The following is a 21,366-nucleotide window of genomic DNA, read 5'->3' on the forward strand; positions in this document are numbered from 1 at the left end:
GGGCAATGGAGTGCAAAACAAAGCGGATTTTCGCCAGTGGCAGGTACTTGGAGTTTACAATTGTCTTCGGATTGTGTGCATCCTGCTGTTCATATTATTGGCTGTTTACCTGAAATCCAGGCTTGAATACAGCTTACTCTTGTATTTAAGCACACTGGCGCTGTATCTTATATTTGCCATTTGTTTTTTTCATCTACACCATCGGAAAAGAGTTGGATTCAAAACCCAGGTTCTGATTGGCGGCATCATTGATATTGTGATGCTATCCCTGCTCATCAACGCATTTAGCAAGATTGGCGGTAGCCTGGGAATCCTGCTCAATGTCAATGTTGCTATGCTAAGCATGATGGTTCCAGGACGTCTGGCGATATTTTTCGCTGCAATTGCAAGCACAACATTACTTGGTATTCACATTCTTGAGTATGTTTTTCTCGATAGCAGTACCACAGATATATTCAATAGCGGTGTGCATGGAGTTGGGTTATTTGCCACCGCTCTAACGGCCTGGTATCTTGCCCATCGCGTTCAGCTAACTGAAACCATTGCCCAGAGTCGCGGCAGAAAACTTGAAAGTATTCAGCAAATTAATGAATATATTGTCGAACGCCTGCATTCAGGAATCATTTACATTAATGAAAACTCCGAGATAGAATTAATCAATACGGCAGCAAGAATGTTCTTTAATAAAAATAAACAGGACCATTTGTTGCTTTTGCCAGAAATTTCTACTGAGTTGTATGACAAGACGATGTTTTTTTCAGAGCAGATGGGGGCTGGAAAAAAATCCTGGGAAACTATGCTGGAAGAGCCGCCATTAAAAGCCAATTTTCTAGCGGTAGATTGTAATCCTAAAACGGCCATTTTAATTTTTTTGGAAGATCTCTCCCTGATTACTCAACAGGCACAGCAATTAAAGCTCGCTTCCCTTGGAAGGCTTTCTGCCAGTATTGCTCACGAGTTGCGAAACCCGCTTGGGGCAATTTCTCATGCGGTTCAGTTAATGGGTGAGGGGGAAAGTCTTAATGAAGATGACAGTCGGTTAAAACAATTAATTATTAACAATTGCAATCGTATGAATCAGGCAATAAAAAATGTCCTGCAAATGTCGAGAGGGGAACCGTCGAAACCGCAGTCATTTGATTTAAAGACGTTTTTAGAAGAGTTTCGTAACGATTTTATGGCGTCTCATCCTTGTGCAATCACATTAATTTTAACGCCAGGCGCTTTAATTTATTTTGATAAAAGCCAATTGGAGCAAATACTTATTATTCTTTGTGATAACTCAATTAAACATGGGAAAGAAAAATCAGGCCAGGTGAACATTGTAATCCAGGTCATTATCAACGCAGGTCACACAGAGATGATTATTTCCGATACAGGAGTAGGTATTCCACTGTCATTAAAGCATGAGGTGTTTGAGCCCTTTTTTAGTACCACAAGAACCGGCCTGGGGATGGGGCTTTATCTGGCCAGGGATCTTTGCGAAATGAACAATGCCCGATTAACACTTTCACAGGCTGAGAAAGGGGCAATATTTATAATAACAATGAATCAAACAGCAGGTTTTCATGATGAATAAAACAACCATTCTGATAATTGATGATGAACCCGATATTCGCGAACTGTTGAGCCTCACTCTGAGTAGAATGCAATTATCCTGCGATACAGCCGGAAGTTATGAGGAGGCAATCACACGTATTAAACAGCATGATTATTCTCTGATTCTTTCCGATATGCGTCTTCCAGACGGAGAGGGTATTGATATTGTTCATTTTGTTCAGCAACACAAACCGCATACTCCTATTGCCATCATTACGGCTTATGGAAATGTGGAGGGTGCTGTCAACACATTGAAAGCCGGTGCGTTTGACTATATTTCCAAGCCAATCAATCTGCAGATGTTGAAGGATCTGGTGAAAACTGCCCTTAGTATTCAGAAAGAGAACGCCATTTTCCCTCGGGATCAGATTATCGGTGAAAGTGACGCCATTGAAGAATTACGGCAAAATATCAACAAATTGGCTCGCAGTCAGGCTCCCGTATTTATTTTGGGCGAGTCGGGAGTCGGGAAGGAATTAGTCGCTCAGCTGATTCATCATCAGGGACCGAGAGCTGAAAAACCGTTTATCGCAGTGAATTGTGGGGCTATTCCTGCTGAATTGATGGAGTCAGAATTTTTTGGGCACAGAAAAGGAAGCTTTACGGGGGCGATTACTGATAAAACCGGCTTGTTTGTGGCTGCGAATGGCGGAACTCTCTTTTTGGATGAAATCGCCGAGCTACCTTTGCCAATGCAGGTGAAGTTATTACGCGCTATCCAGGAAAAAGCCATTAAACCTATTGGGGATTACAATGAAGTGCCAGTTGATGTCCGTATTTTAAGCGCAAGCCATAAAAGTCTTCATGAAGAAATTCAGGCAGGGCGCTTTCGCCAGGATCTTTATTACCGGGTGAATGTTATCGAATTAAGAGTGCCGCCCTTAAGAGAGCGACTTGATGATATTCCTTTGTTAGCCAGTCATATTTTAAAGAAAATTGCACTTGGCCATAAGCAACGACCTATTGAGATAAGTAAACCGGCAATTGCGGCATTACAAACCTATCAATTCCCGGGAAATGTCAGAGAGCTTGAGAACATTCTTGAGAGAGCAATGGCTTTGTGCGAAGGCGATACCATTCATGTAAGCGATTTAAATCTGCCGCAGGCTGAACTTCCTCCTGTTAAAAAGGAAACGCCGGCCAGCTATCAGGATTTGGACAATACATTGCATGAACAACAAAAAGAAATGATATTGAAGGCATTGGAAAAAACCAAATGGAACCGCACCGCTGCAGCGAAACTGCTGGGGATTAGTTTCAGAACATTACGTTACCGCCTGAAAAAGCTGGGGCTGGATTAATGGTCACCAGATATCAGACAAACTATGCTGTAGTCTTTGCGAACGAAGTGAGTAGCCTGGTTGACGCCTTGCGCGACAACCGGGTTTTCATGCTGCCGAAGTTACAAAACCCGGTTGTCGCAAGGCGCCAACCAGGCTACTCGCTGATGCAATTGTACTTCGCCACTAATCGGAGAGCATAAATTTGATCTCATCAATCATTGCATTGGTTCTTGCCAGTAAATACTTGTCCTTGGCTGCCATTGTTTTGACTAATTGCAATTTCCGTAAGGCATCGCGCTGACGTCCCTGTAATAGCTGACACTGAGACTCAGTAAAATAGGCGTAAGCTTTTTTGCCGGAGGCAGACTGAGCCTGTGCCAGCTCCTCACAAAGCGGTAAATCTCTTTTAAATACTCTTGAACCTTTAAGTAAAATGCCAGTGGCGCGGTTGGCATCGCCAGCGGCAATCAACCCCTGGGCATGCGCCATCAGGGCAGCATAATTATCAGGGTAATTTCCCTGCAGCTCTTCGAGACGTTTTAAAGCGGCCGCGTATTGCTTGTTGCCTGTTTCAGCGCGAGCCATTGCAATCTGATAAAAAAGATTATCTTTGTCATTAGCCAGCAAACTTTGCAGGCGAGACTCTGCCTGCTGGTATTGATTCAGGTTAAGCAGGGCGAGTACATAGCCGTACTGACAGGCTGTTACTGAATTATGTCGGTTACATTCTTTTTGATAGTAATCCATTAATTGGCGGTTATCTTTTGCAACCGAGGTGCGGATAAGTTCCTTAAATAAACGATAATCGAGATTATCCGGGTATTGTTTTTTGGCGGATTGGGGAATCCGGTTTTCCGCTTCAGCAATCCTGTCTTCATCCAATGGGTGGGTGCGTAGAATCGCAGGTACATTGGCAGTATAATAATAGCGCGAACTTTCCTGCATTTTTTTGAAAAAATCAGCCATGCTTTGAGGATTAAATCCTGCACGTATCAGCATATCGATGCCAATACGGTCTGCTTCTTTTTCGTTTGCACGTGTGAAATTTATATTATCCTGCGCAAAGCCTGTCAGTGAAGCCATCATGGCGCCGCTGCCCAGTGTCGGATTCACTACGCCCAGAGCTGCTGCAGCCAGTAAACTCGCCAGCATGGGAATACGCATTTGTTTTTCATGTTCAATAAGGCGATATAAATGGTGCAGGCGGACGTGAGCTATTTCGTGTGCCATCACCGCGGCAAGCTCGCTTTCGCTTCTGGTGGAAAGAATCAACTGTGTGTTGACGCCAATATAACCTCCGGGTCCTGCAAAGGCGTTGATCTCGTTCGATTTAACAATAAAGAAATAGGGGGTTGGAATTTTCGCAAATTTTGCCAGTCGCTTGCCGATATGATTAATATACTGACTGGCCAAAGGATTTCGTTCAATACTTTCAGACTGATTTATCTGCTGGACGAATTCTTTCTCAAGCTCTTCCAGTTCCTGGGTTGAATAAGGAGTAAGTGGAGATGAGCAATGAATAGAAGGCGACAATAGCGCGACTGTTAATAGCACCAGACACCGGGAAACTAGGCCAAAGCTTTTGCCTGATTTTCCATTCATAAAGGATTTCTCGCTGTTAGAGGTCATCGTTTCAGTTTATACCTGATTGCAGTTTATAGGTACCCTGCGTTGAATTTACAGTATACTGTTATTCACAGACTACTAAAAAATAGAAGATCTTGATATCATGTTTAATTTTAACTCGTTGATTTAACCATGCACAATCAATTTATGCTCGCCGCTCTCGAACAAGCGTGGATCGGGCGCGGAAATTGCGCTCCCAACCCCAGTGTTGGTGCAATTGTTGTGCTGGATGGTAAAATTTTGGCGTCCGCTTATCATCGAGGCGTGGGCTGCTTTCATGCTGAGCGCTCGGTGCTGGAGCAAGTGGCCGAACAAGCCCGCGGCGCGAGTCTTTATGTCAGCCTGGAACCTTGCAATCACTGGGGGCGTACACCTCCCTGTGTTGATATTATTATTTCTGCCGGTATCAGCAAAGTGATCTATGGTTATAAGGATCCGAATCCTCTTGTTGCCGCCAATAGCAGCACACAAATATTGCAGGAAAAAGGAATCGAAGTCATCTACTGGCCAATGCCTGAAATCGAGCAATTTTACCAGAGTTATGCCTTTTGGACTCGCACAGGGCGGCCCTGGATTACTGCTAAAATCGCTCATACGCTAGATGGTAAAATAGCCGGCGAGGAGGGTGCCAGGGTCCAGTTATCAAATGAGGAGTGTTCTCGTTTTACTCATTTTAATCGCTTGCATACTGACGTGATATTAACTTCCGCAATGACTATTATAAAGGATGATCCATTATTTAACGCGCGCATGCCTGATTTTGAGAAAAAAAAGAAAATTGCCATTCTTGATACGAGACTAAGCATTCCTGATGATGCGAAGATTTTTTCCTCAGCCGAGCATTGCTATATTTTTCATGATGAGAGCCATTCCCCGCTCCATTTGAACCCGAATTGCAGCTATTATCCTGCTCCCATGATTAATGGGCACATCGATCTTGATTATGTACTCGAACAATTAGGGCTTTGGGGGTTTCATGATGTTTGGCTTGAGGCTGGCGGTAAATTATTTTCAACATTTCACGAGCAAAAATTACCACAGCGCAGCTATCTTTATATTGTCCCCGGTTTTCTCGGCCAGCAGGCAACTTCTGCATATCATGGCGATAATTTCTTTCAATCGCGTAAATATTCAATTGACTGGCAAATCGCGGGAGACAATGTGATAGCGTGCATAGACTGGCAGGAGGAACAATGTTTACCGGATTAATTCAATGCTTGGGTGAAGTAAAATCCAACACAGATCATAATCAGGCAAAACGCCTGGTGCTAACTTTACCCGAGTTGGACGAGGGTAATTTCCAAACGGGAGAAAGTATTGCCGTCAATGGCGTATGCCTGACCTTACTGCCTGATCATGGACAACAGTATTCATTTGATATATCTGCGGAGACGCTGGCTTCAAGTACTTTAGGCGCGCTTTCAGAAGGAGATAAAGTCAATATCGAGAGGGCAATGCTGCCAAGCACAAGATTTGGCGGTCATTATGTCAGCGGTCATATTGACGCGATGGCAACACTTACTTCAATTAAACCGATTGGTGAGTGCCTGGAACTTACAGTTGAGGAATTTAGTATTCCTGCCAGAGCCTTCCTGTTGCCCAAAGGCAGTATCGCCTTAAATGGAGTAAGCCTGACAATAAACAAGGTAGAAAACGAGCGCATTAGTTTAATGCTGGTTCCTCATACGGTTGCCCATACTACATTCCCTTATATGTCAGCAGGGCAACGTTTAAATATTGAGTTTGATTATTTAACACGTGTTATGGCTCATCAGCTTTCATCATTGCTGCAATTGAAAAGAGAGGTAAACGAATGACGACATTTGCCACTATTGAAAAGGCAATAGAAACATTAAAAGCCGGGCGAATGATTATTCTTATGGATGATGAAGATCGGGAAAATGAAGGCGATTTGGTTTTAGCCGCGGAACATGTAACTCCGGATGCAATCAATTTCATGGCCAAACTGGGCCGTGGACTGATTTGTCTGCCAATGGCTGCTTCCCTGATAGAACGATTGGGTTTGCCGATGATGGCAAGTAAAAACCGCTCGCCCTATGGAACCGCATTCACTGTTTCTATCGAGGCAGCGCAGGGTGTATCTACGGGTATTTCTGCGAAAGACCGTGCCCATACTATTCGAGAAGCGGTGAAGCCAGATGCCAGACCTGAGGATATTATTTCACCTGGCCACATTTTCCCTTTGCGCGCCAGAGAAGGCGGGGTTTTGGAAAGACCGGGCCAGACGGAAGGCAGTGTTGATTTAGCTAAATTGGCAGGTCTTGTTCCTGCTGCGGTGATTTGCGAAATAATCAATGATGATGGTTCAATGAGCCGTCTTGCTGCACTGGAAGAGTTTTCGCTAAGCCATGATATACCGCTGGTGACGATACGTGATTTAATTGATTATCGAATACAGCATGAAACACTGGCAGTTCCTGCGGCATCCTCAATAATCCCAACGCAGGATTATGGGGATTTTGAAATGACCGTATTTGATAATCAGATCGATGGTCTTGAACATTTTACCCTTTTAAAAAAGCCGGCAACAGGAAACAAACTGCCTTTAGTGCGCATCCATTCGGAATGCCTCACAGGGGATGTGTTTGGTTCATGCCGTTGTGACTGCGGAGGACAATTGAATCAGTCTCTGGCCCAGCTGTCGCAGGAAGGTGGTTTGCTGATTTATTTAAGACAAGAAGGAAGAGGAATTGGTCTCAAGAATAAATTAAGGGCCTATGCCTTACAGGATAAGGGTCTTGATACAGTAGAAGCCAATTTAAATCTCGGGTTTGCTGCTGATAGCCGTGACTATGGGATGGCTTATCAGATTCTTAAGCATTTTGGTATAGATTCCTTGAGACTGCTTACTAATAATCCGGAGAAAGTAACGGCCTTGGAAAAATATGGTATTAAGGTCTCGGAACGGGTTCCCTTGCTGATTCCCCCTGTTGCGGCCAACAGAAATTATCTGAAGGTCAAGAAGCAGAAACTGGGTCATTTGTTGTCCATTGAGTAAATGAAATTGAACGCTCTGTCTGACAGAGCGTTCAAAACGCTTAACTTTCCTGAATGCTTCAATAAAATGTGTTATTTATGGACGTTTTTTGTTAAAATTAAATCCCGTTCATATGCAAAATATTTTAATTCGCTCTATCAAGAGTAAGAGCATCGTAACGGGGTCATTATGACAAAATATATTTTTATTACCGGTGGGGTCGTTTCCTCCCTGGGTAAAGGCATTGCTGCAGCTTCTCTTGCGGCTATTCTCGAAGCACGCGGACTCAAAGTCACGCTTATCAAACTTGATCCCTACATTAACGTTGATCCCGGCACAATGAGCCCTTTTCAGCATGGAGAGGTTTTCGTCACTGAAGATGGTGCTGAAACCGATCTGGATTTGGGACATTATGAGCGTTTTGTTCGCACCACAATGACCAAGCGTAATAATTTCACCTCTGGAAAAATTTATGAAACGGTCATAAAAAAAGAGAGACGAGGCGATTATTTAGGGGGAACGGTTCAGGTAATCCCGCACATCACCAATGAAATCAAGCATTGTATCAAAGCTGGTGCCGATCAGTTCGATGTTGCATTAATTGAGATTGGCGGTACAGTAGGTGATATCGAATCATTGCCGTTTCTTGAAGCAATTCGGCAAATGCGTATTGAAGTCGGTGCCCAGCATTCGTTATATATCCACCTGACACTGGTGCCTTATATTCCTACTTCCGGTGAGACTAAAACCAAGCCGACTCAGCATTCAGTTAAAGAGCTGCGCTCCATTGGTATACAGCCAGATATTTTGATTTGCCGCTCAGAAAAAGTCCTGTCGCAGGCTGATCGATCCAAAATCGCCTTATTTACCAATGTTGAAACTGAAGGCGTCATTTCTTTAGAAGACGCCAAGAGCATTTATCAGATTCCAATGATTCTTCATGCCCAGGGACTGGATGAAATTGTGGTTAAAAAGCTGGGCTTAAATCCTCCAGCGGCTGATTTGCATGAGTGGCAAGCTGTCGTCGATAAGCAGTCCGCCCCTACCAGTAAAGTTAAAATTGCGATGGTCGGAAAATATACTGAACTGAATGATGCCTATAAGTCTATCAATGAGGCACTTTGTCATGCCGGAATTCATTGCCATACCAAGGTTGAAATTGTTTATATCGATGCTGAATCGATTGAGAATCAAGGTGTTCAGGCATTAGGTGATATAGACGCTGTTCTTGTTCCTGGCGGCTTTGGATTACGAGGCATTGAAGGAAAAATTGAAACTATTCGCCATGTTCGCGAAAATAATATTCCTTATTTAGGAATTTGCCTGGGCATGCAAACTGCGGTTATTGAGTATGCCCGTCATGTGGCTCATTTAGATAATGCCAATTCAACCGAGTTTAATCCGTCTACTCCTTATCCTGTTATCGGACTGATTAGTGAATGGATGGATGAAGACGGCAGCCTTAATCTTCGCAATGAACATACCGATCTGGGGGGCACAATGCGCCTTGGAGCCCAGTCCTGTAAATTGCAACCCGATTCGCTTGCCAGCAAAATATATGGGAAAAATGAAATCGTGGAGCGCCACAGACATCGTTATGAGGTCAATAATCATTTCATTGATCGCCTGACTGATGCCGGCCTGCTCATATCAGGCCGCTCAGCTGATGGAATGCTGGTTGAAATGATTGAATTACCTGACCATCCCTGGTTTGTAGCCTGCCAGTTTCATCCGGAATTCACTTCAACTCCTCGTGATGGGCATCCGCTATTCAAAGACTTTGTTCTGGCAGCCAGAAGCTATTCTCAAAAAAAGGATAAGTTATGATACTTTGTGGTTTTGAAGCAGGATTAAATGCCCCCCTATTTCTAATTGCAGGCCCTTGCGTTATTGAAAGTGAATCGCTTGCTCTGGAAACTGCGGGTTATTTAAAAGAGATTTGCAGCCAGCTCCGCTTGCCATTTATTTATAAATCTTCTTTTGATAAAGCCAATCGATCTTCTTTGAGCAGCTACAGAGGGCCAGGATTTGAAAAGGGCCTTATGATTCTTGAGAAGGTAAAAAAAGAGGTCGGAGTTCCCATACTCACAGATGTTCATGAAGATACCCCCTTACTTGAGGTGGCCAGTGTTGTTGATGTGCTGCAAACGCCTGCATTTCTTTGCCGTCAGACCAACTTTATTCAAAAAGTAGCCGCAATGAATAAGCCGGTTAATATCAAAAAAGGACAATTTCTCGCCCCATGGGAAATGAAGCATGTGGTGACCAAGGCTCAGGCTTGTGGTAATGAGCAAATTATGGTTTGTGAGCGCGGTACTACTTTTGGTTATAATAATCTGGTATCTGATATGCGTTCGCTGCAAATAATGCGTGAAACCAATTGTCCTGTTGTTTTTGATGCAACGCATTCAGTCCAGCTTCCTGGCGGTAATAATGGCAGCTCAGGAGGACAAAGAGAGTTCGTTCCAGTCCTGGCAAGGGCTGCAGTAGCTGCCGGGATTGCGGGGATTTTTATGGAAACTCATCCTCATCCCGATCAGGCGTTAAGCGATGGCCCCAATAGCTGGCCGCTGGATCAAATGAAACCTTTACTGGAGTGCCTGATTGAGCTAGATAATGTGGTAAAGAGCAGGCCTTTGATCTAATGTAACTCCCCAGGTTGCGGATAAGTTTGATTTTAATTCAATTAAATCGTCTCAACGTTATCCTGAACGCAGTGAAGGATCTCCTGAGTCTGGCTCAGTTGTAAGCAGTTTCAGATCCTTCGCTACGCTCAGGATGCCATACCTGGAGAGTTACGAACAACGTAATGACAGTCTCATCATGTCCCTCGATTACTGATAACGATTAGATTACAATTAATAATACTTCTTAAATTTCATGGATGAGTAAGCATGCACATTCTAACCGTTCATTTCGCCCTGTATAACAATGAGTAATCTGGATACCAGAAATTTTGCTATCATTGTTAACCAACAGGCACGAAATGCAGAGAAAATCGATAGCTATTTATCGCGATTGTCGGAAGCAGGATTCCAGTACCAGTTTTTTTCTGTAGCGCCGGAATCTCTTGAGGACACCATTAGACTTTGCCAGAAGAAATTCGACTTAATTCTAATTGGCGGAGGCGATGGAACGCTTCGCAGTGCCGCTCAGTTGCTAGTCAATTCGACAACCACAATGGGCGTATTGGCCTTAGGTACTTTGAATCATTTTGCCAGAGAATTAAAGTTGGCAACAACGATTGATGAGCTCATTGATGTTCTTCACTCTCCTGTTGTTAAAAAAATTGATATTGCCAAGGTCAATGACCATGTATTTATAAATAATTCTTCCATCGGATTTTATCCGCGCTTTGCAAAAAAACGAGACTCCTATGCCAAACGGATTAACAAATGGCTGGGCTATATACCCAGTTTTATACACGCTCTGCGCACACATAAAACATACAGCATCAGGCTTAACGGTGAAGAAATGGATCTTCGCCTTCGGTCATCATTTATTATGATTAGTAATAATTGCTATAGCTGGGAGTTTCCTGCTAAATTCGCTCGTGAAAGCTTCAATGAACATAAGCTGGGAGTTTATTATTTAAAGCATGGAAGAATAGAGATTACTAAAATTTTCGATGTCTTGTTGGGAAACAATAATCATTTTGAAGCGACCTGCAGCAGTTATCCTTTAGAAATTAATATTGAAAAATATAAAGAAATCAGTGTATCTCTGGATGGTGATGCTCATAAAATGAGTTTGCCATTAAAATATCAATTATTACCCGATTCACTAAAATTGCTGGTTAGCTCATGAAAATTATTCACATATCCGATTTACATTTTGGATTACATCGACAGGAAATAATACATCGTTTTTTGATAGAAGCGGCTGCAATTCAGCCGGAAATTATTATTATTTCTGGTGATTTGACTCATCGCGCCCGCTCTCAACAATTCCGTGATCTGAAAGCCTTCATTTCCCGTCTGCCCGGCAAGGTTCTGATTGTTCCTGGAAATCATGATGTTCCTGCATTTGATTTAATTCAGCGCTTTCTTACCCCGTTTGATAAATATCGGCACTTTATTTCAAATGCAATGGAAGTGAGCTATGAAAATGAAAGCGTCCGCATTTTGGGACTCAATAGCGTTAATCCTTACAGTATAAAAGACGGTAAGCTTTCTTCGGATAGTTTAAAGAAAATTGAAACTTATTTTAGTGAGGCTGAAAATAAGTTAAATATTCTCTTTTTCCATCACAACTTTCAGCATTTTGAAGGCTTGCACAGGCCATTAAGCAACACACGCGAATTTATTGTATCACTTAAAAAGTCTGCTGTTCATCTGATTTGCACCGGACATCTGCATTATGCGAATGTCAGCTTTCTCGAAAAAAAGGGCCAGGAGTCGTTCGCTTTGCTGCATGCGGGGTCTCTGTCATGCCAGCGAACTCGCGATGATCGAAACAGTTTTTATCTGATTCAGGTAGAGGCAGGGGAATGCACTATCGAGCTTAGAACTTATGAGCTAAATCAATTCAGTCGAAAGGAAAGCCATGCCTATCGTTTCTGAGTGAAAGGCAATGGCTTTCCTGAAGTTTAGGATTTTCGCCTAAACTCCATTAGAGTAAAAACACTTGAGGTCGGGTAACTATTCACAAATTCAAAACCTGCGGGTTCAATGCATTGTTGCCACTCAGCCAGTGAGCGTTGCCTGCCATCCAATAATACCATCATCACGATATCCATCGTTTTGTTAGGATGCGGCAGATCATTAACGGGCATGACCTGTTCCGCAATCAGTAAAGTGGAAAACTGCGGCATGCGCTGATAGCAATTAGTGAGAATGGTCTTCATCATTTCGTCATTAAAATCATGAAGAACCCCTTTATATAAATAGGCATCGACCATGGGGATTTCAGCAAAAAAATCTCCGGCCTGCAATTGTATCTCGGAGGGAAAGTCAGAGTTTGACAGCTGATCAATAACTGACGGAGTATCAAATACTGTGATAGATAGTTCCGGATAATACTTATGAATTGCCTTAGCCATTCCCCCACGGCCGCCCCCCATATCAGCCAGCGACTGAAACTGGCCAAAGTTGTAGCATTTCGCAATAGGCTCATCATCATAGGTCGAGAGTTTAGCCATGCCTCTATCGAAATTTGCCTGCTTTTCGGCATGATTGCTAAGAAAGGTAAAAAATTCTTCGCCATGTTTATGTTCAAATGCTGATTTACCATTTTTTATACTTTGATCAAGCATTGAAAAAGCATCCCACCAGTTATCATCAACCATCCGTAAGACATCCCGCACAGAATGAGGATCATCATCGCGAAGCGGTTTTGACAGCTCTGTCAATGCATAGGCGTCAGGTGTCTGGTACTCAAATAGGCCATAGGAGCTTAAAAACTGCATAAGCCTGCCTAGGAGTTCGGGATCTGTGCCGCTTTTTGCTGCTATTTCTTTAACACTGACGGGTGTTTCTGTCATGCAATTTGCGATTCCAAGAGAAGCAATGGCATGAATAGCTCTTGAGACGACATACCATCGAGACATTGTAGCTAATCGAACGTGAGGTGCTTCATTTTGTGTTTGCATTACAAGTCCTTGGCAAAATATCCTGTTATTTGTTCAATATAGCCTAGATACCTCCCTCTTCTCAATCGTCGGAATAGAAATCATCAGAATGAGGGCTAAATTTCGTTTTTGCAGTTTAAACCCGATGCTGTTTAATTTAAACTAGGGTAATTATTTCAATCTATCAGAGTGTTGTGAGGCTGACCAAACTAAATTCCGAACTGCTCGGCGAGCCGGTGAAATTAATCGCAATACTCATGTTTACGATTTTCCTGGCCTTATTCCTTACTGAAATGTACTCTCTTGCTGTAAAGTCACAGGAGCAGAGTTCTGCTGAATTAAATATTGAGAGGGTCAAGCCTGGACCGAGCCAGGAAGAGCTGAATAAAAAGTCCGCTATTTTTAAGGCGGCATTGTTTGGCGTTTATGTTCCTGTTAATTTATCAGGCCAGGATATTAAAGAATCAATGCTTGATCTTGAGATAGTAGGAATCATGTATTCGCCGGAAAAAAACGCCTCTCAGGTATTGATACGTTCTGCTGGAGGCCAGGAGCGGCTTTATGTGATTGGAGATAGCTTACCGGGTGGCGCAACGATTAAATCAATCAATGAGCAGGATATCGTTGTTTTGCATAATGGTGCTTTAGAGAGCATCAAGTTACCTAAAAACCAGCTCCATTTTGATGGGCCGGTCAAGCCGCTTTTTAAGGATTAGCCAGTATGCGATTAGTTTCAAAATTAATCATTCTCTTAATTTGTTGTTTATTACAGACGGCCTGTTTCAGAGCTGTAAATTTTGATGAAGGGATTGCCTGTTTCCGTGCAGAGAATTATAGAAAAGCCTTCATTCACCTCTTGCCTGCAGCGGAAGGCGGCCAGCCAGATGCACAATATGCTGTGGGTTACATGTACTACTATGGACGAGGGGTTGTTGAAGACCGTGAAAAGGCATGGTTGTGGATCAACCGGGCGGCAGCGGCTGGACAAGCGGACGCACAACAAGCGCTTATAATTTTGAATACTCATCATAAGATGGTTAGATGATAAGTGTAGGTCGGGCGCTTTCGCCCGACATTTGATTATTTCACTCAAAATAAACAAATGAGATAATATTGAAATGTCGGGCGAAAGCGCCCGACCTACGTTGCCAGGTTTGTTCTCTACGTACCGCAAACAAGCCGCGGTACGAAGTCAGCTAAATCATTCCGGTTTTTGCAATGACTCAATCACAGCACCCAGGAAACGGGTGGCTTCTCCACCGGTTACAGCTCGGTGATCAAAGCTTAGGGAAAGCGGAAGTAAGCGGTGGGATTTTATCTGTCCATTTGCGGTAACTGCCCCGCTGTACAAACGGCCTACGGCTAAAATTGCAACCATTGGTGGAACAATAATCGGGCTTGCGAATTTGCCCGCAAATTTTCCAAAGTTTGACAGGGTGATTGTTGCACCTTTTAGCTTATCTGCGGGAACTGCTCGCTCACGGACAGATTTTTTAAATTCATCGATGATGGCTCTTAGTTCCTGCGCTGATTTTTTATCTGCATCATGAATAACCGGCACAAACAATCCATCTTCTGTATCCATTGCCAGCCCCAAATGAACACTTTCAAAACATTTACGAGCAGAATGTTCTGTGTTGAACCAGGCATTGAGAGCAGGCTCTTTTTTTGCACCATCCGCTATTGCACGAATGAGGCGGGCAGTAATATCCTGATTGGGTTGCCAGGCTTCAATATCGGCTTCATCGAAGATGCTGACCGGTACGATAACCTGATGAGATTGAACCATGCTGTTTAACATCGCACGTCGTACACCACGTAAAGGTTCAAATCCTTCGGGTATGCTTGTTTTAGGGCTTGCGGCACGTTCCACATCGTCACGTGTTATCATCCCATGCTGACCTGTACCAGCCAGGGTACACAAATCCACGCCCAATTTTTTAGCTAAAACGCGTACTGCAGGCGTCGCTTTAGGGCGTTTATTATTTTCAGATGCCGAGGGGGTTATTGAGCCGATTGTAAAATTATCTTCACTGACATCATGGCTCTCTTCGAGATTGCCGACCACAGTGCCTTTGTCAGTTCTTGCCGCGGTTGTTTCAGCAAAAGCCACTAAAGGGGTACCTGTTTTCAGTACATCGCCAGGCTTTCCAAATAATTTAACGATGGTGCCGTCCTGAGGGCAGGGAACGTCTACTACCGCTTTTGCAGTTTCCATAGACACCAGCGGTTGATCCAGTTTGACCTGGTCGCCTTCCTTTACAAACCACTCATGAATTTCAGCATCAGGCAGACCTTCACCCAAATCAGGCAGATTAAAAATATTCATAATTACTCCATTATACTGAGTACGCTGTCCTTAATACGCTGGACACTCGGAATGTAAAATTTTTCAAGTTGAAAATAGGGCATTACCGTATCATAGCCCGTTACCCGTTGAACGGGAGCCTGTAAATCACCAAGACAGTTTTCCATTAATTGAGCCGATATTTCTGCACCAACCCCACAGGTTCTTGCTGCTTCATGGACAATCACGCAGCGGCCGGTTTTTTCAACTGAGTTAATAATTGTTTCGATGTCCAAAGGCTTAATAGTTGCCACATCAATCACTTCACAGGAAATGCCTTCGTCCTGTAATTGTTTGGCAGCCTGCATGGTTTCATGAATGCTGGCGCCCCAACTGACCAGAGTGACATCGCTCCCCTGTTGCAGAGTAAAGCATTTTCCAAGAGGCAGGGCTTCACCGTTATCTTCAACAGGTTGCTTCACCAGACGATAGATACGTTTAGGTTCAAGGAATATTACCGGATCAGGATTTCTGATTGCCGCTAATAATAATCCATAGGCTCTTCTGGGCGAGGAGGGGATCACCACTTGCAAACCAGGTATGTGAGTAAAAAGGGCTTCAGTGCTTTCTGAGTGATGCTCAGGTGCACGAATACCGCCGCCGAAGGGAGCTCTGAAAACAATCGGACAGTGCAGACGGCCGCGAGTTCGATTTCTCATACGCGCGGCATGAGAAAGAATCTGGTTAAATGCAGGATAAATGAAACCCATAAACTGGAATTCAGCAACGGGTTTTATCCCCTGAACTGACATTCCCACTGACAATCCGGCAATCATCGATTCCGCCAGAGGAGTATCAAAAACCCGCTCTTCGCCAAAACGTTCCTGGAGGCCGACAGTGGCTCTGAACACTCCGCCATTTTTGCCGACATCTTCACCAAACACAACGACGTTTTCATCATGTGCCAATTCATAAGCCAGTGCCTGGGTGACTGCTTCTATGAGGGTAATTTCAGGCATTGTCGGCTTCCTCCATTGCAATGGCCCGCTGCTCAATCAGATAATCGGGTAAGGTTTCATAGTGATAATCAAAAATGCTGGTAATTGACTGCCTTTTCTGACCAAGATATTCATCAACTGCTGCCTGAACTTCAGTGCTGGCTTCAATAGTTAGCTGTTCTTCACGAGCCGCATCCCATAAATTGTTTGCTTCAAGGAAATGACGAAATCGGCTGATGGGCTCTTTAGGTTTTGCTGCATCGACTTCATTCTGAGGTTGATAGCGGGTTGCATCATCTGCTGTGGTATGATCACAAAGCCGGTAAGTCAATGCTTCGATGAGCGTTGGTCCTTCACCGCGTCTGGCCCTTTCAATGGCCTCGCCAATGACTTTACGGCAGGCTACTACATCATTTCCATCGACTTGTACGCCTGTAAAACCGGCGGCGATTGCTTTCTGTGCGACAGTTTCTGTTGCTGTCTGTTTGGAAAGAGGTACTGAAATAGCCCACTGGTTGTTATTAACAATAAAAACCACGGGAAGATTCCAGGTGCCGGCGACGTTCATTGCTTCATAGAAATCACCTTCCGATGTACCGCCTTCGCCGATACAGGTTACGGCCACACGAGATTGATGACGGTATTTAAAGGCAAAGGCTACGCCTGCTGCATGCAGGCATTGTGACGCGATTGGCACGCAAATTGGGAGATCTTCCTTGTTATTGGCAAAATGGCTTCCACGTTCATCGCCACCCCAATAAGCAAGAATTTCCGACATTTTTACACCACGCTGGAATTGCGCGGCGTAATCCCGGTAATAGGGAACAAGCACGTCTTCCGGGCGCATGGCATGACCTATGGCCGTTGATATTGCTTCCTGGCCATTGATAGGTGCATAAGTTCCCATCTTCCCTGTACGCTGTAATGCGATGGCTTTCCGATCAAAGATGCGTGTCCTTACCATAATACGGTAAAGATCCTGCAGAACCTGATCCTCATTCGCAAAATCAGGTAGGACAGCACAGGCCTCACCATTTTCATTAATACACTGGTTGAATTGAATTTCAAACTGGGCGACTGTTGTCACGGATTTTCTCCTTGTTCACAACATATCGCCATAGAATACTCATTATTTCTCTTAAAAACCATCCTTGTTTGAAACAGTTTTTTCTAAAGAGCTAATGAAGAGCTTTCCTTTTCTGCTGATTCGTATACACCTGTATCTTCAGTTTTCTCACCAGCGTTGCTGGTAGCAGGAACTATATTATCCGTGGCATTTTTGATGAGCTTATTGATGCTCTCGATAAGGTGATTTAGCAAAAGCGTTTTAAAAGGGACCAGTTTTTCCTCGGTAGAATCATTTACTGAATTAAACCGTTTTTCTTCCGAGGGAAAGGCATATTTACCACTTGAATAAAGGAGGGGCGTAACCAGCGCTTTTAAAGAGCTCCTTAATTGCACTGCAAAGTCCTCATAAATATAGAAATCTCTTGGATCTTTATGCTCGTCTTTCCAGGTGCCCTTTAAGCTGATATTGCCAACAAAAGGGGAGATACAATAGTATTGTACTTTCACATAATTAATCAGATCGCCCATTAATGAAAAAATAAAGCGATCCAGTTCGCTACTGGATTTTTTATGTAATTCCGAAGGTGCGATAACCCCTTTGATCAAGGCATAAATAGAGTACATGCATTGCGCCTGTCCATCTTTTTCGGATTCAAGCATGGCAATTTCAATTTGCTGAGGATGTTTAGAACACTCATTTGAAATACGTTCAATTTCTTTTTTGAACATCCACTCATATTCAAGAGATTCAAGAATAAGCTGTGTCATTCCCGCTAGTAATAAATCAAGTTTCTGACGTTTGGGTTTAAGTTTGATTTTGACTTGTGCCAGAAAAGATTGCAGCGACAGATTATCGTCTTGAATCTGAGTTAACTCAGAGCTGGTAAAATAATGAAAAGCTAATAAGCGACCTATTACCAGTTCCGATTTTTCAGCCTGGCGTTTTATAAATCGCGCCGCCTCTGATTTGGATTTGCTGGTTCTGGCATTAATCTCTCCGTAGGCTTTGAGATTTTCTTCGGTATTTACCATCGCTTCAACAATGGCCCTTTGAAAATAAGAAAAGATTGTTGCGGGAAAAGGGTATTTAGAATCGACCTGCGGTAAAGCGTTCTCAATAATATCGAGAAATTTTTTAAGTTTTCGGATGAGTGACCCTTTGATTTCATATAATTTGGTCATCTCGACTAGATGTAATTCCTTGATGATATCCTGCTCATCTCTTAACAGTTGCATAGCACTTTTTTGTTTGTCTTTAGTTGTTTTCTCACCAAGCGCATCAAGAAACACCAGGGTTTGGCGCCAGGCTTCAGGTGATCTGTCTTTTGGAATGATTGTGTCGATATTAAAACTTCCCGGGATGTAGGAAGCTTTACCGGATAGCGCGGCAGCATCAAGCGGTTTCAAGGGGGAGCTTTGGCGCATAATTGGCAACTGTACAGAATGACGGGAGTCTTCAGTTGAGGCATCAGCGATTTGACTCTTTGTTCGCTCTCTATTTTCTGAATAGTTTTCCAGTGATAAAGATGCCCTCTGGGTTTTGGTGGCTTTGCTTCCCTGGATACGAGTTGATGTGTTGCGTTTGAACATGGAAAAACCGGGCAGGTTTGTTTTTTCTATGTCTGAGGCTTTACCTGTTTTTTCCGGAACTGATTGTTGTATAGGTACTTCCAGCATCGGATAAGTTTTTATAAATTCCTTTACGTCATCAATGACCGCACGGCTGTCCTCTAGTCGGATCCCATTAATTTGTCTCATGGCGTCCACAATGGCGGCTCGGGGTGTCACCACTTTAAGCAGATCACTCTCTGTCTTAAAAATATATTCGGCTGTGTTGGATTCAGGATTGTACTCCCAGAGGAGGGCAGAATTAGGTATAACCTTTAGAAAACTTACTTTCATATGCAGTTGATAGTTGAGAAATTTAATGGAATCCTTTTTCAATTTAAATTATCATTATTAGGTTAAATTGTACAAAAAGGATGTAACTTGTTCGAGTATAATATATTAGAATTATCTTATCCGTCAAATTTATGTCATAACTATAGTAAATTTAGTCAATTAACTGGCTTTGTGCTTATTGAAAGTGCAGATCAACTTCGAGGTCGTTTTGATATTCTGACAGCATTCCCATATGAGCTTGTTGATGAAAAGCATCTATCGGATTTAAATAATCTGTTCACTTATCTCGATTCATTGTTGCCCCCTGTCCCTTCAAGCTGCGATTTGCCGTTTCAGGGAGGCGCAATAGGCTATTTTTCCTATGATCTGGCTTGTCAGCTCGCTGGAATAGAGATGAAAACCCACCCTGACATGGAGGGTATGCCATTATTTCACCTGGGGCTATATGACTGGGCAATCATAGTTGATCATCATTTAAAAAAAGTGAGTTTATTCGCTGCGAATACCAGGAAGGAAACTCCGGAAATTGCCGCTGCTATGGCGGAGTTATGGCTGGAGGCAGGAAAGGGAGCCGTTACGGATGGTGAGTTCAAAATTCAGCTCCCCCTATGCTCATTTATTTCCTGTGATGATTATCAAAAGTCGTTTCGTTTTATTCAGGAAGCGCTATTTCATGGCCGCTGTTATCAGGCTAACTTAACTCAAGGCTTTTCTATGGGTTATGATGGGGACAGTTATGCTATTTATCAAACAATTAGAGCAGTAAATCCTGTTCCCTATGGTGCATTCATTAAGCTTGAAAATGCAGATATTTTATCATTTTCTCCCGAATGCTTTCTGACTTATACGCAAGGCAAAGTAACGACTTCTCCAATAAAGGGTACTGCCAGGAATGATGAAAATGAAGCACGCGATAATGCAGCAAGACTGGAATTGATAAATTCTGAAAAAAATCGTGCTGAAAACATAATGATTGTGGACTTACTTCGAAATGATCTGGGGAAAATTGCGAAAACAGGCAGCGTCAGTGTTACTGGGTTATGCGAACTTCAAAGTTATAAAGGCGTTCATCATTTAGTCAGTCATATTGAAGCGGAATGCCGGGAAGATATTGGTATGTTTGCAGCGTTTGGGGCCTGTTTTCCTGGTGGTTCGATCACGGGGGCTCCAAAATTGGAATCGATGAAAGTGATAGCTGAAAGTGAAGCCTTTGCTCGTGGGGTTTATTGTGGATGTATTGGGTATTTCTCCAATCATGGGCGATTTGATACGAATATTGCTATTCGGACAATTACTGCAAAAGGGAATAAACTCTTGTTTGCCGCAGGTGGGGGTATCGTAATAGATTCAGAGTGTGATAAGGAATATGATGAGTGTTTTATTAAAATTAATCCCATCCTGAAAGGATTGTTAGAGAATGGAAAATAAGATAGCCGCGGTCATCGTTCTTTTTGAAGAAAAGAGCAAATCATTGCTGCTGACTATACGCAATCCTTTTCTGCGCAGCCACCCCGGGGAAATCTGTTTTCCTGGCGGTGGTTGGCAAGAAGAAGATCGAAGTCTCCAGGACACCGGTTTACGCGAGTTGCATGAGGAACTGGGTATCGCAGCTGATCGGGTTCGATTAATTTGCCCAATGGAAAAAGAGCATACTCTGACTGGTTATATTATCCATCCATGGTTTGCCTCAGTTAATTCAGTAGAGCCGTTCACGCTCAATGCTGCAGAGGTTTCTGAACTATTTATGCTGCCGATTGATCAGATCTGTATACAAGCTAATTATCAGGAGATTGAGTTTAAAAAAGGGGGCTTAACATTCAAAACTATTCGATTTCTTCATGAAAGCAAATTTGTATGGGGCGCTACGGCCAGGATCATGCATCAGTTCTGTGAAAATAATTATTTTAGTCTTTTGGAAAGGCTAAATAAAGCTCCGGCTTCGAAATGATGTATATCCCCATGAATCACACTCCACTTATATGCTTGCTGTGTCATTCCTGCGAAGGCAGGAATCTATTTTCATCGCGGGTACTGTG

General features: G+C 43.2%; 20 protein-coding genes. 14 read left to right on the top strand and 6 right to left on the bottom strand.

Annotated features, from left to right (window positions below; translation table 11 throughout):
* Positions 1 to 10 precede the first annotated feature (10 nt).
* The 3 genes from LXA66_RS15915 to LXA66_RS08135 are packed head-to-tail and all read left to right on the top strand — an operon-like array spanning position 11 to position 3,082.
* Positions 11 to 1,579, top strand: a complete 1,569-nt coding sequence (locus LXA66_RS15915) for an ATP-binding protein (RefSeq protein WP_233012725.1) — start codon at positions 11 to 13, stop codon at positions 1,577 to 1,579.
* Positions 1,572 to 2,900 (top strand): sigma-54 dependent transcriptional regulator, encoded by a 1,329-nt coding sequence (locus LXA66_RS08130; RefSeq protein WP_233013034.1) that lies wholly within the window; start codon positions 1,572 to 1,574, stop codon positions 2,898 to 2,900. The genes LXA66_RS15915 and LXA66_RS08130 overlap by 8 nt, the downstream gene beginning before the upstream one ends.
* A complete protein-coding gene (locus LXA66_RS08135) occupies positions 2,900 to 3,082 on the top strand; it encodes a hypothetical protein (protein ID WP_233012726.1) in 183 nt (60 codons plus the stop codon). Before LXA66_RS08130 ends, LXA66_RS08135 begins: the two co-directional genes overlap by 1 nt.
* Here the strand turns inward: LXA66_RS08135 and LXA66_RS08140 are convergent.
* Positions 3,066 to 4,484, bottom strand: coding sequence for a M48 family metalloprotease (locus LXA66_RS08140; RefSeq protein WP_233012727.1), 1,419 nt, complete (start codon positions 4,482 to 4,484; stop codon positions 3,066 to 3,068). The genes LXA66_RS08135 and LXA66_RS08140 overlap by 17 nt on opposite strands.
* A gap of 156 nt (positions 4,485 to 4,640) precedes the next feature.
* On the opposite strand from LXA66_RS08140, the gene ribD reads away from it, so the two are divergent.
* The 7 genes from ribD (at position 4,641) to LXA66_RS08175 (ending at position 12,068) form a co-directional block, all read left to right on the top strand.
* Complete coding sequence (gene ribD / locus LXA66_RS08145) at positions 4,641 to 5,717, top strand: bifunctional diaminohydroxyphosphoribosylaminopyrimidine deaminase/5-amino-6-(5-phosphoribosylamino)uracil reductase RibD (RefSeq protein ID WP_233012728.1); 1,077 nt, start codon at positions 4,641 to 4,643, stop codon at positions 5,715 to 5,717.
* The gene (locus LXA66_RS08150) at positions 5,702 to 6,325 is read left to right on the top strand and encodes a riboflavin synthase (RefSeq protein WP_233012729.1); all 624 of its coding nucleotides are present in this window, start codon (positions 5,702 to 5,704) and stop codon (positions 6,323 to 6,325) included. The genes ribD and LXA66_RS08150 overlap by 16 nt, the downstream gene beginning before the upstream one ends.
* On the top strand, positions 6,322 to 7,527 hold the full coding sequence (ribB, locus tag LXA66_RS08155) for a 3,4-dihydroxy-2-butanone-4-phosphate synthase (RefSeq protein WP_233012730.1): 1,206 nt from the start codon (positions 6,322 to 6,324) through the stop codon (positions 7,525 to 7,527). The genes LXA66_RS08150 and ribB overlap by 4 nt, the downstream gene beginning before the upstream one ends.
* 168 nt (positions 7,528 to 7,695) lie before the next feature.
* Positions 7,696 to 9,333 (top strand): CTP synthase, encoded by a 1,638-nt coding sequence (locus LXA66_RS08160; protein ID WP_233012731.1) that lies wholly within the window; start codon positions 7,696 to 7,698, stop codon positions 9,331 to 9,333.
* On the top strand, positions 9,330 to 10,151 hold the full coding sequence (gene kdsA / locus LXA66_RS08165; RefSeq protein ID WP_233012732.1) for a 3-deoxy-8-phosphooctulonate synthase: 822 nt from the start codon (positions 9,330 to 9,332) through the stop codon (positions 10,149 to 10,151). The genes LXA66_RS08160 and kdsA overlap by 4 nt, the downstream gene beginning before the upstream one ends.
* A 286-nt stretch (positions 10,152 to 10,437) precedes the next feature.
* Positions 10,438 to 11,313: a diacylglycerol kinase family protein gene (locus LXA66_RS08170; protein WP_233012733.1), complete on the top strand. Its 876-nt coding sequence runs from the start codon at positions 10,438 to 10,440 to the stop codon at positions 11,311 to 11,313.
* Positions 11,310 to 12,068 (top strand): metallophosphoesterase, encoded by a 759-nt coding sequence (locus LXA66_RS08175; protein WP_233012734.1) that lies wholly within the window; start codon positions 11,310 to 11,312, stop codon positions 12,066 to 12,068. The genes LXA66_RS08170 and LXA66_RS08175 overlap by 4 nt, the downstream gene beginning before the upstream one ends.
* A gap of 26 nt (positions 12,069 to 12,094) precedes the next feature.
* Here the strand turns inward: LXA66_RS08175 and LXA66_RS08180 are convergent, their stop codons facing one another.
* On the bottom strand, positions 12,095 to 13,096 hold the full coding sequence (locus LXA66_RS08180; RefSeq protein WP_233012735.1) for a methyltransferase: 1,002 nt from the start codon (positions 13,094 to 13,096) through the stop codon (positions 12,095 to 12,097).
* A gap of 236 nt (positions 13,097 to 13,332) precedes the next feature.
* Here LXA66_RS08180 and LXA66_RS08185 point away from each other — a divergent pair, with 236 nt between their 5' ends.
* Both LXA66_RS08185 and LXA66_RS08190 read left to right on the top strand, forming a co-directional pair.
* On the top strand, positions 13,333 to 13,791 hold the full coding sequence (locus LXA66_RS08185) for a type II secretion system protein N (RefSeq protein ID WP_233012736.1): 459 nt from the start codon (positions 13,333 to 13,335) through the stop codon (positions 13,789 to 13,791).
* A gap of 5 nt (positions 13,792 to 13,796) precedes the next feature.
* Positions 13,797 to 14,120 (top strand): sel1 repeat family protein, encoded by a 324-nt coding sequence (locus tag LXA66_RS08190; RefSeq protein WP_233012737.1) that lies wholly within the window; start codon positions 13,797 to 13,799, stop codon positions 14,118 to 14,120.
* Positions 14,121 to 14,276: 156 nt separating this feature from the next.
* Here LXA66_RS08190 and LXA66_RS08195 read toward each other — a convergent pair whose 3' ends face one another.
* From LXA66_RS08195 to LXA66_RS08210, 4 genes are all read right to left on the bottom strand, one after another.
* The gene (locus LXA66_RS08195; protein WP_233012738.1) at positions 14,277 to 15,404 is read right to left on the bottom strand and encodes a dihydrolipoamide acetyltransferase family protein; all 1,128 of its coding nucleotides are present in this window, start codon (positions 15,402 to 15,404) and stop codon (positions 14,277 to 14,279) included.
* Between the two features lie 2 nt (positions 15,405 to 15,406).
* Complete coding sequence (locus LXA66_RS08200; RefSeq protein ID WP_112219670.1) at positions 15,407 to 16,381, bottom strand: alpha-ketoacid dehydrogenase subunit beta; 975 nt, start codon at positions 16,379 to 16,381, stop codon at positions 15,407 to 15,409.
* Complete coding sequence (pdhA, locus tag LXA66_RS08205; protein WP_233012739.1) at positions 16,374 to 17,447, bottom strand: pyruvate dehydrogenase (acetyl-transferring) E1 component subunit alpha; 1,074 nt, start codon at positions 17,445 to 17,447, stop codon at positions 16,374 to 16,376. The genes LXA66_RS08200 and pdhA overlap by 8 nt, the downstream gene beginning before the upstream one ends.
* Positions 17,448 to 17,530: 83 nt before the next feature.
* Positions 17,531 to 19,372 (bottom strand): hypothetical protein, encoded by a 1,842-nt coding sequence (locus LXA66_RS08210; RefSeq protein WP_233012740.1) that lies wholly within the window; start codon positions 19,370 to 19,372, stop codon positions 17,531 to 17,533.
* Positions 19,373 to 19,417: 45 nt separating this feature from the next.
* Between LXA66_RS08210 and pabB the strand changes: the two genes are divergently transcribed.
* Positions 19,418 to 20,758 carry an aminodeoxychorismate synthase component I gene (gene pabB, locus LXA66_RS08215; protein WP_233012741.1) on the top strand — a complete coding sequence of 447 codons (1,341 nt, stop codon included), beginning with the start codon at positions 19,418 to 19,420 and terminating at the stop codon, positions 20,756 to 20,758.
* On the top strand, positions 20,748 to 21,278 hold the full coding sequence (locus LXA66_RS08220; protein ID WP_233012742.1) for a CoA pyrophosphatase: 531 nt from the start codon (positions 20,748 to 20,750) through the stop codon (positions 21,276 to 21,278). Before pabB ends, LXA66_RS08220 begins: the two co-directional genes overlap by 11 nt.
* Positions 21,279 to 21,366 lie beyond the last annotated feature (88 nt).

This window comes from Legionella sp. 16cNR16C (assembly GCF_021297775.1).
Taxonomy (GTDB): domain Bacteria; phylum Pseudomonadota; class Gammaproteobacteria; order Legionellales; family Legionellaceae; genus Legionella_C; species Legionella_C quinlivanii_A.

Coding starts and splice junctions, on each gene's coding strand:
- LXA66_RS08130 (WP_233013034.1), top strand. CDS start 1,572: ATGAATAAAACAACCATTCTGATAATTGATGATGAACCCGATATTCGC.
- LXA66_RS08135 (WP_233012726.1), top strand. CDS start 2,900: ATGGTCACCAGATATCAGACAAACTATGCTGTAGTCTTTGCGAACGAA.
- LXA66_RS08140 (WP_233012727.1), bottom strand. CDS start 4,484: ATGAATGGAAAATCAGGCAAAAGCTTTGGCCTAGTTTCCCGGTGTCTG.
- ribD (WP_233012728.1), top strand. CDS start 4,641: ATGCACAATCAATTTATGCTCGCCGCTCTCGAACAAGCGTGGATCGGG.
- LXA66_RS08150 (WP_233012729.1), top strand. CDS start 5,702: ATGTTTACCGGATTAATTCAATGCTTGGGTGAAGTAAAATCCAACACA.
- ribB (WP_233012730.1), top strand. CDS start 6,322: ATGACGACATTTGCCACTATTGAAAAGGCAATAGAAACATTAAAAGCC.
- LXA66_RS08160 (WP_233012731.1), top strand. CDS start 7,696: ATGACAAAATATATTTTTATTACCGGTGGGGTCGTTTCCTCCCTGGGT.
- kdsA (WP_233012732.1), top strand. CDS start 9,330: ATGATACTTTGTGGTTTTGAAGCAGGATTAAATGCCCCCCTATTTCTA.
- LXA66_RS08170 (WP_233012733.1), top strand. CDS start 10,438: ATGAGTAATCTGGATACCAGAAATTTTGCTATCATTGTTAACCAACAG.
- LXA66_RS08175 (WP_233012734.1), top strand. CDS start 11,310: ATGAAAATTATTCACATATCCGATTTACATTTTGGATTACATCGACAG.
- LXA66_RS08180 (WP_233012735.1), bottom strand. CDS start 13,096: ATGCAAACACAAAATGAAGCACCTCACGTTCGATTAGCTACAATGTCT.
- LXA66_RS08185 (WP_233012736.1), top strand. CDS start 13,333: ATGTTTACGATTTTCCTGGCCTTATTCCTTACTGAAATGTACTCTCTT.
- LXA66_RS08190 (WP_233012737.1), top strand. CDS start 13,797: ATGCGATTAGTTTCAAAATTAATCATTCTCTTAATTTGTTGTTTATTA.
- LXA66_RS08195 (WP_233012738.1), bottom strand. CDS start 15,404: ATGAATATTTTTAATCTGCCTGATTTGGGTGAAGGTCTGCCTGATGCT.
- LXA66_RS08200 (WP_112219670.1), bottom strand. CDS start 16,381: ATGCCTGAAATTACCCTCATAGAAGCAGTCACCCAGGCACTGGCTTAT.
- LXA66_RS08220 (WP_233012742.1), top strand. CDS start 20,748: ATGGAAAATAAGATAGCCGCGGTCATCGTTCTTTTTGAAGAAAAGAGC.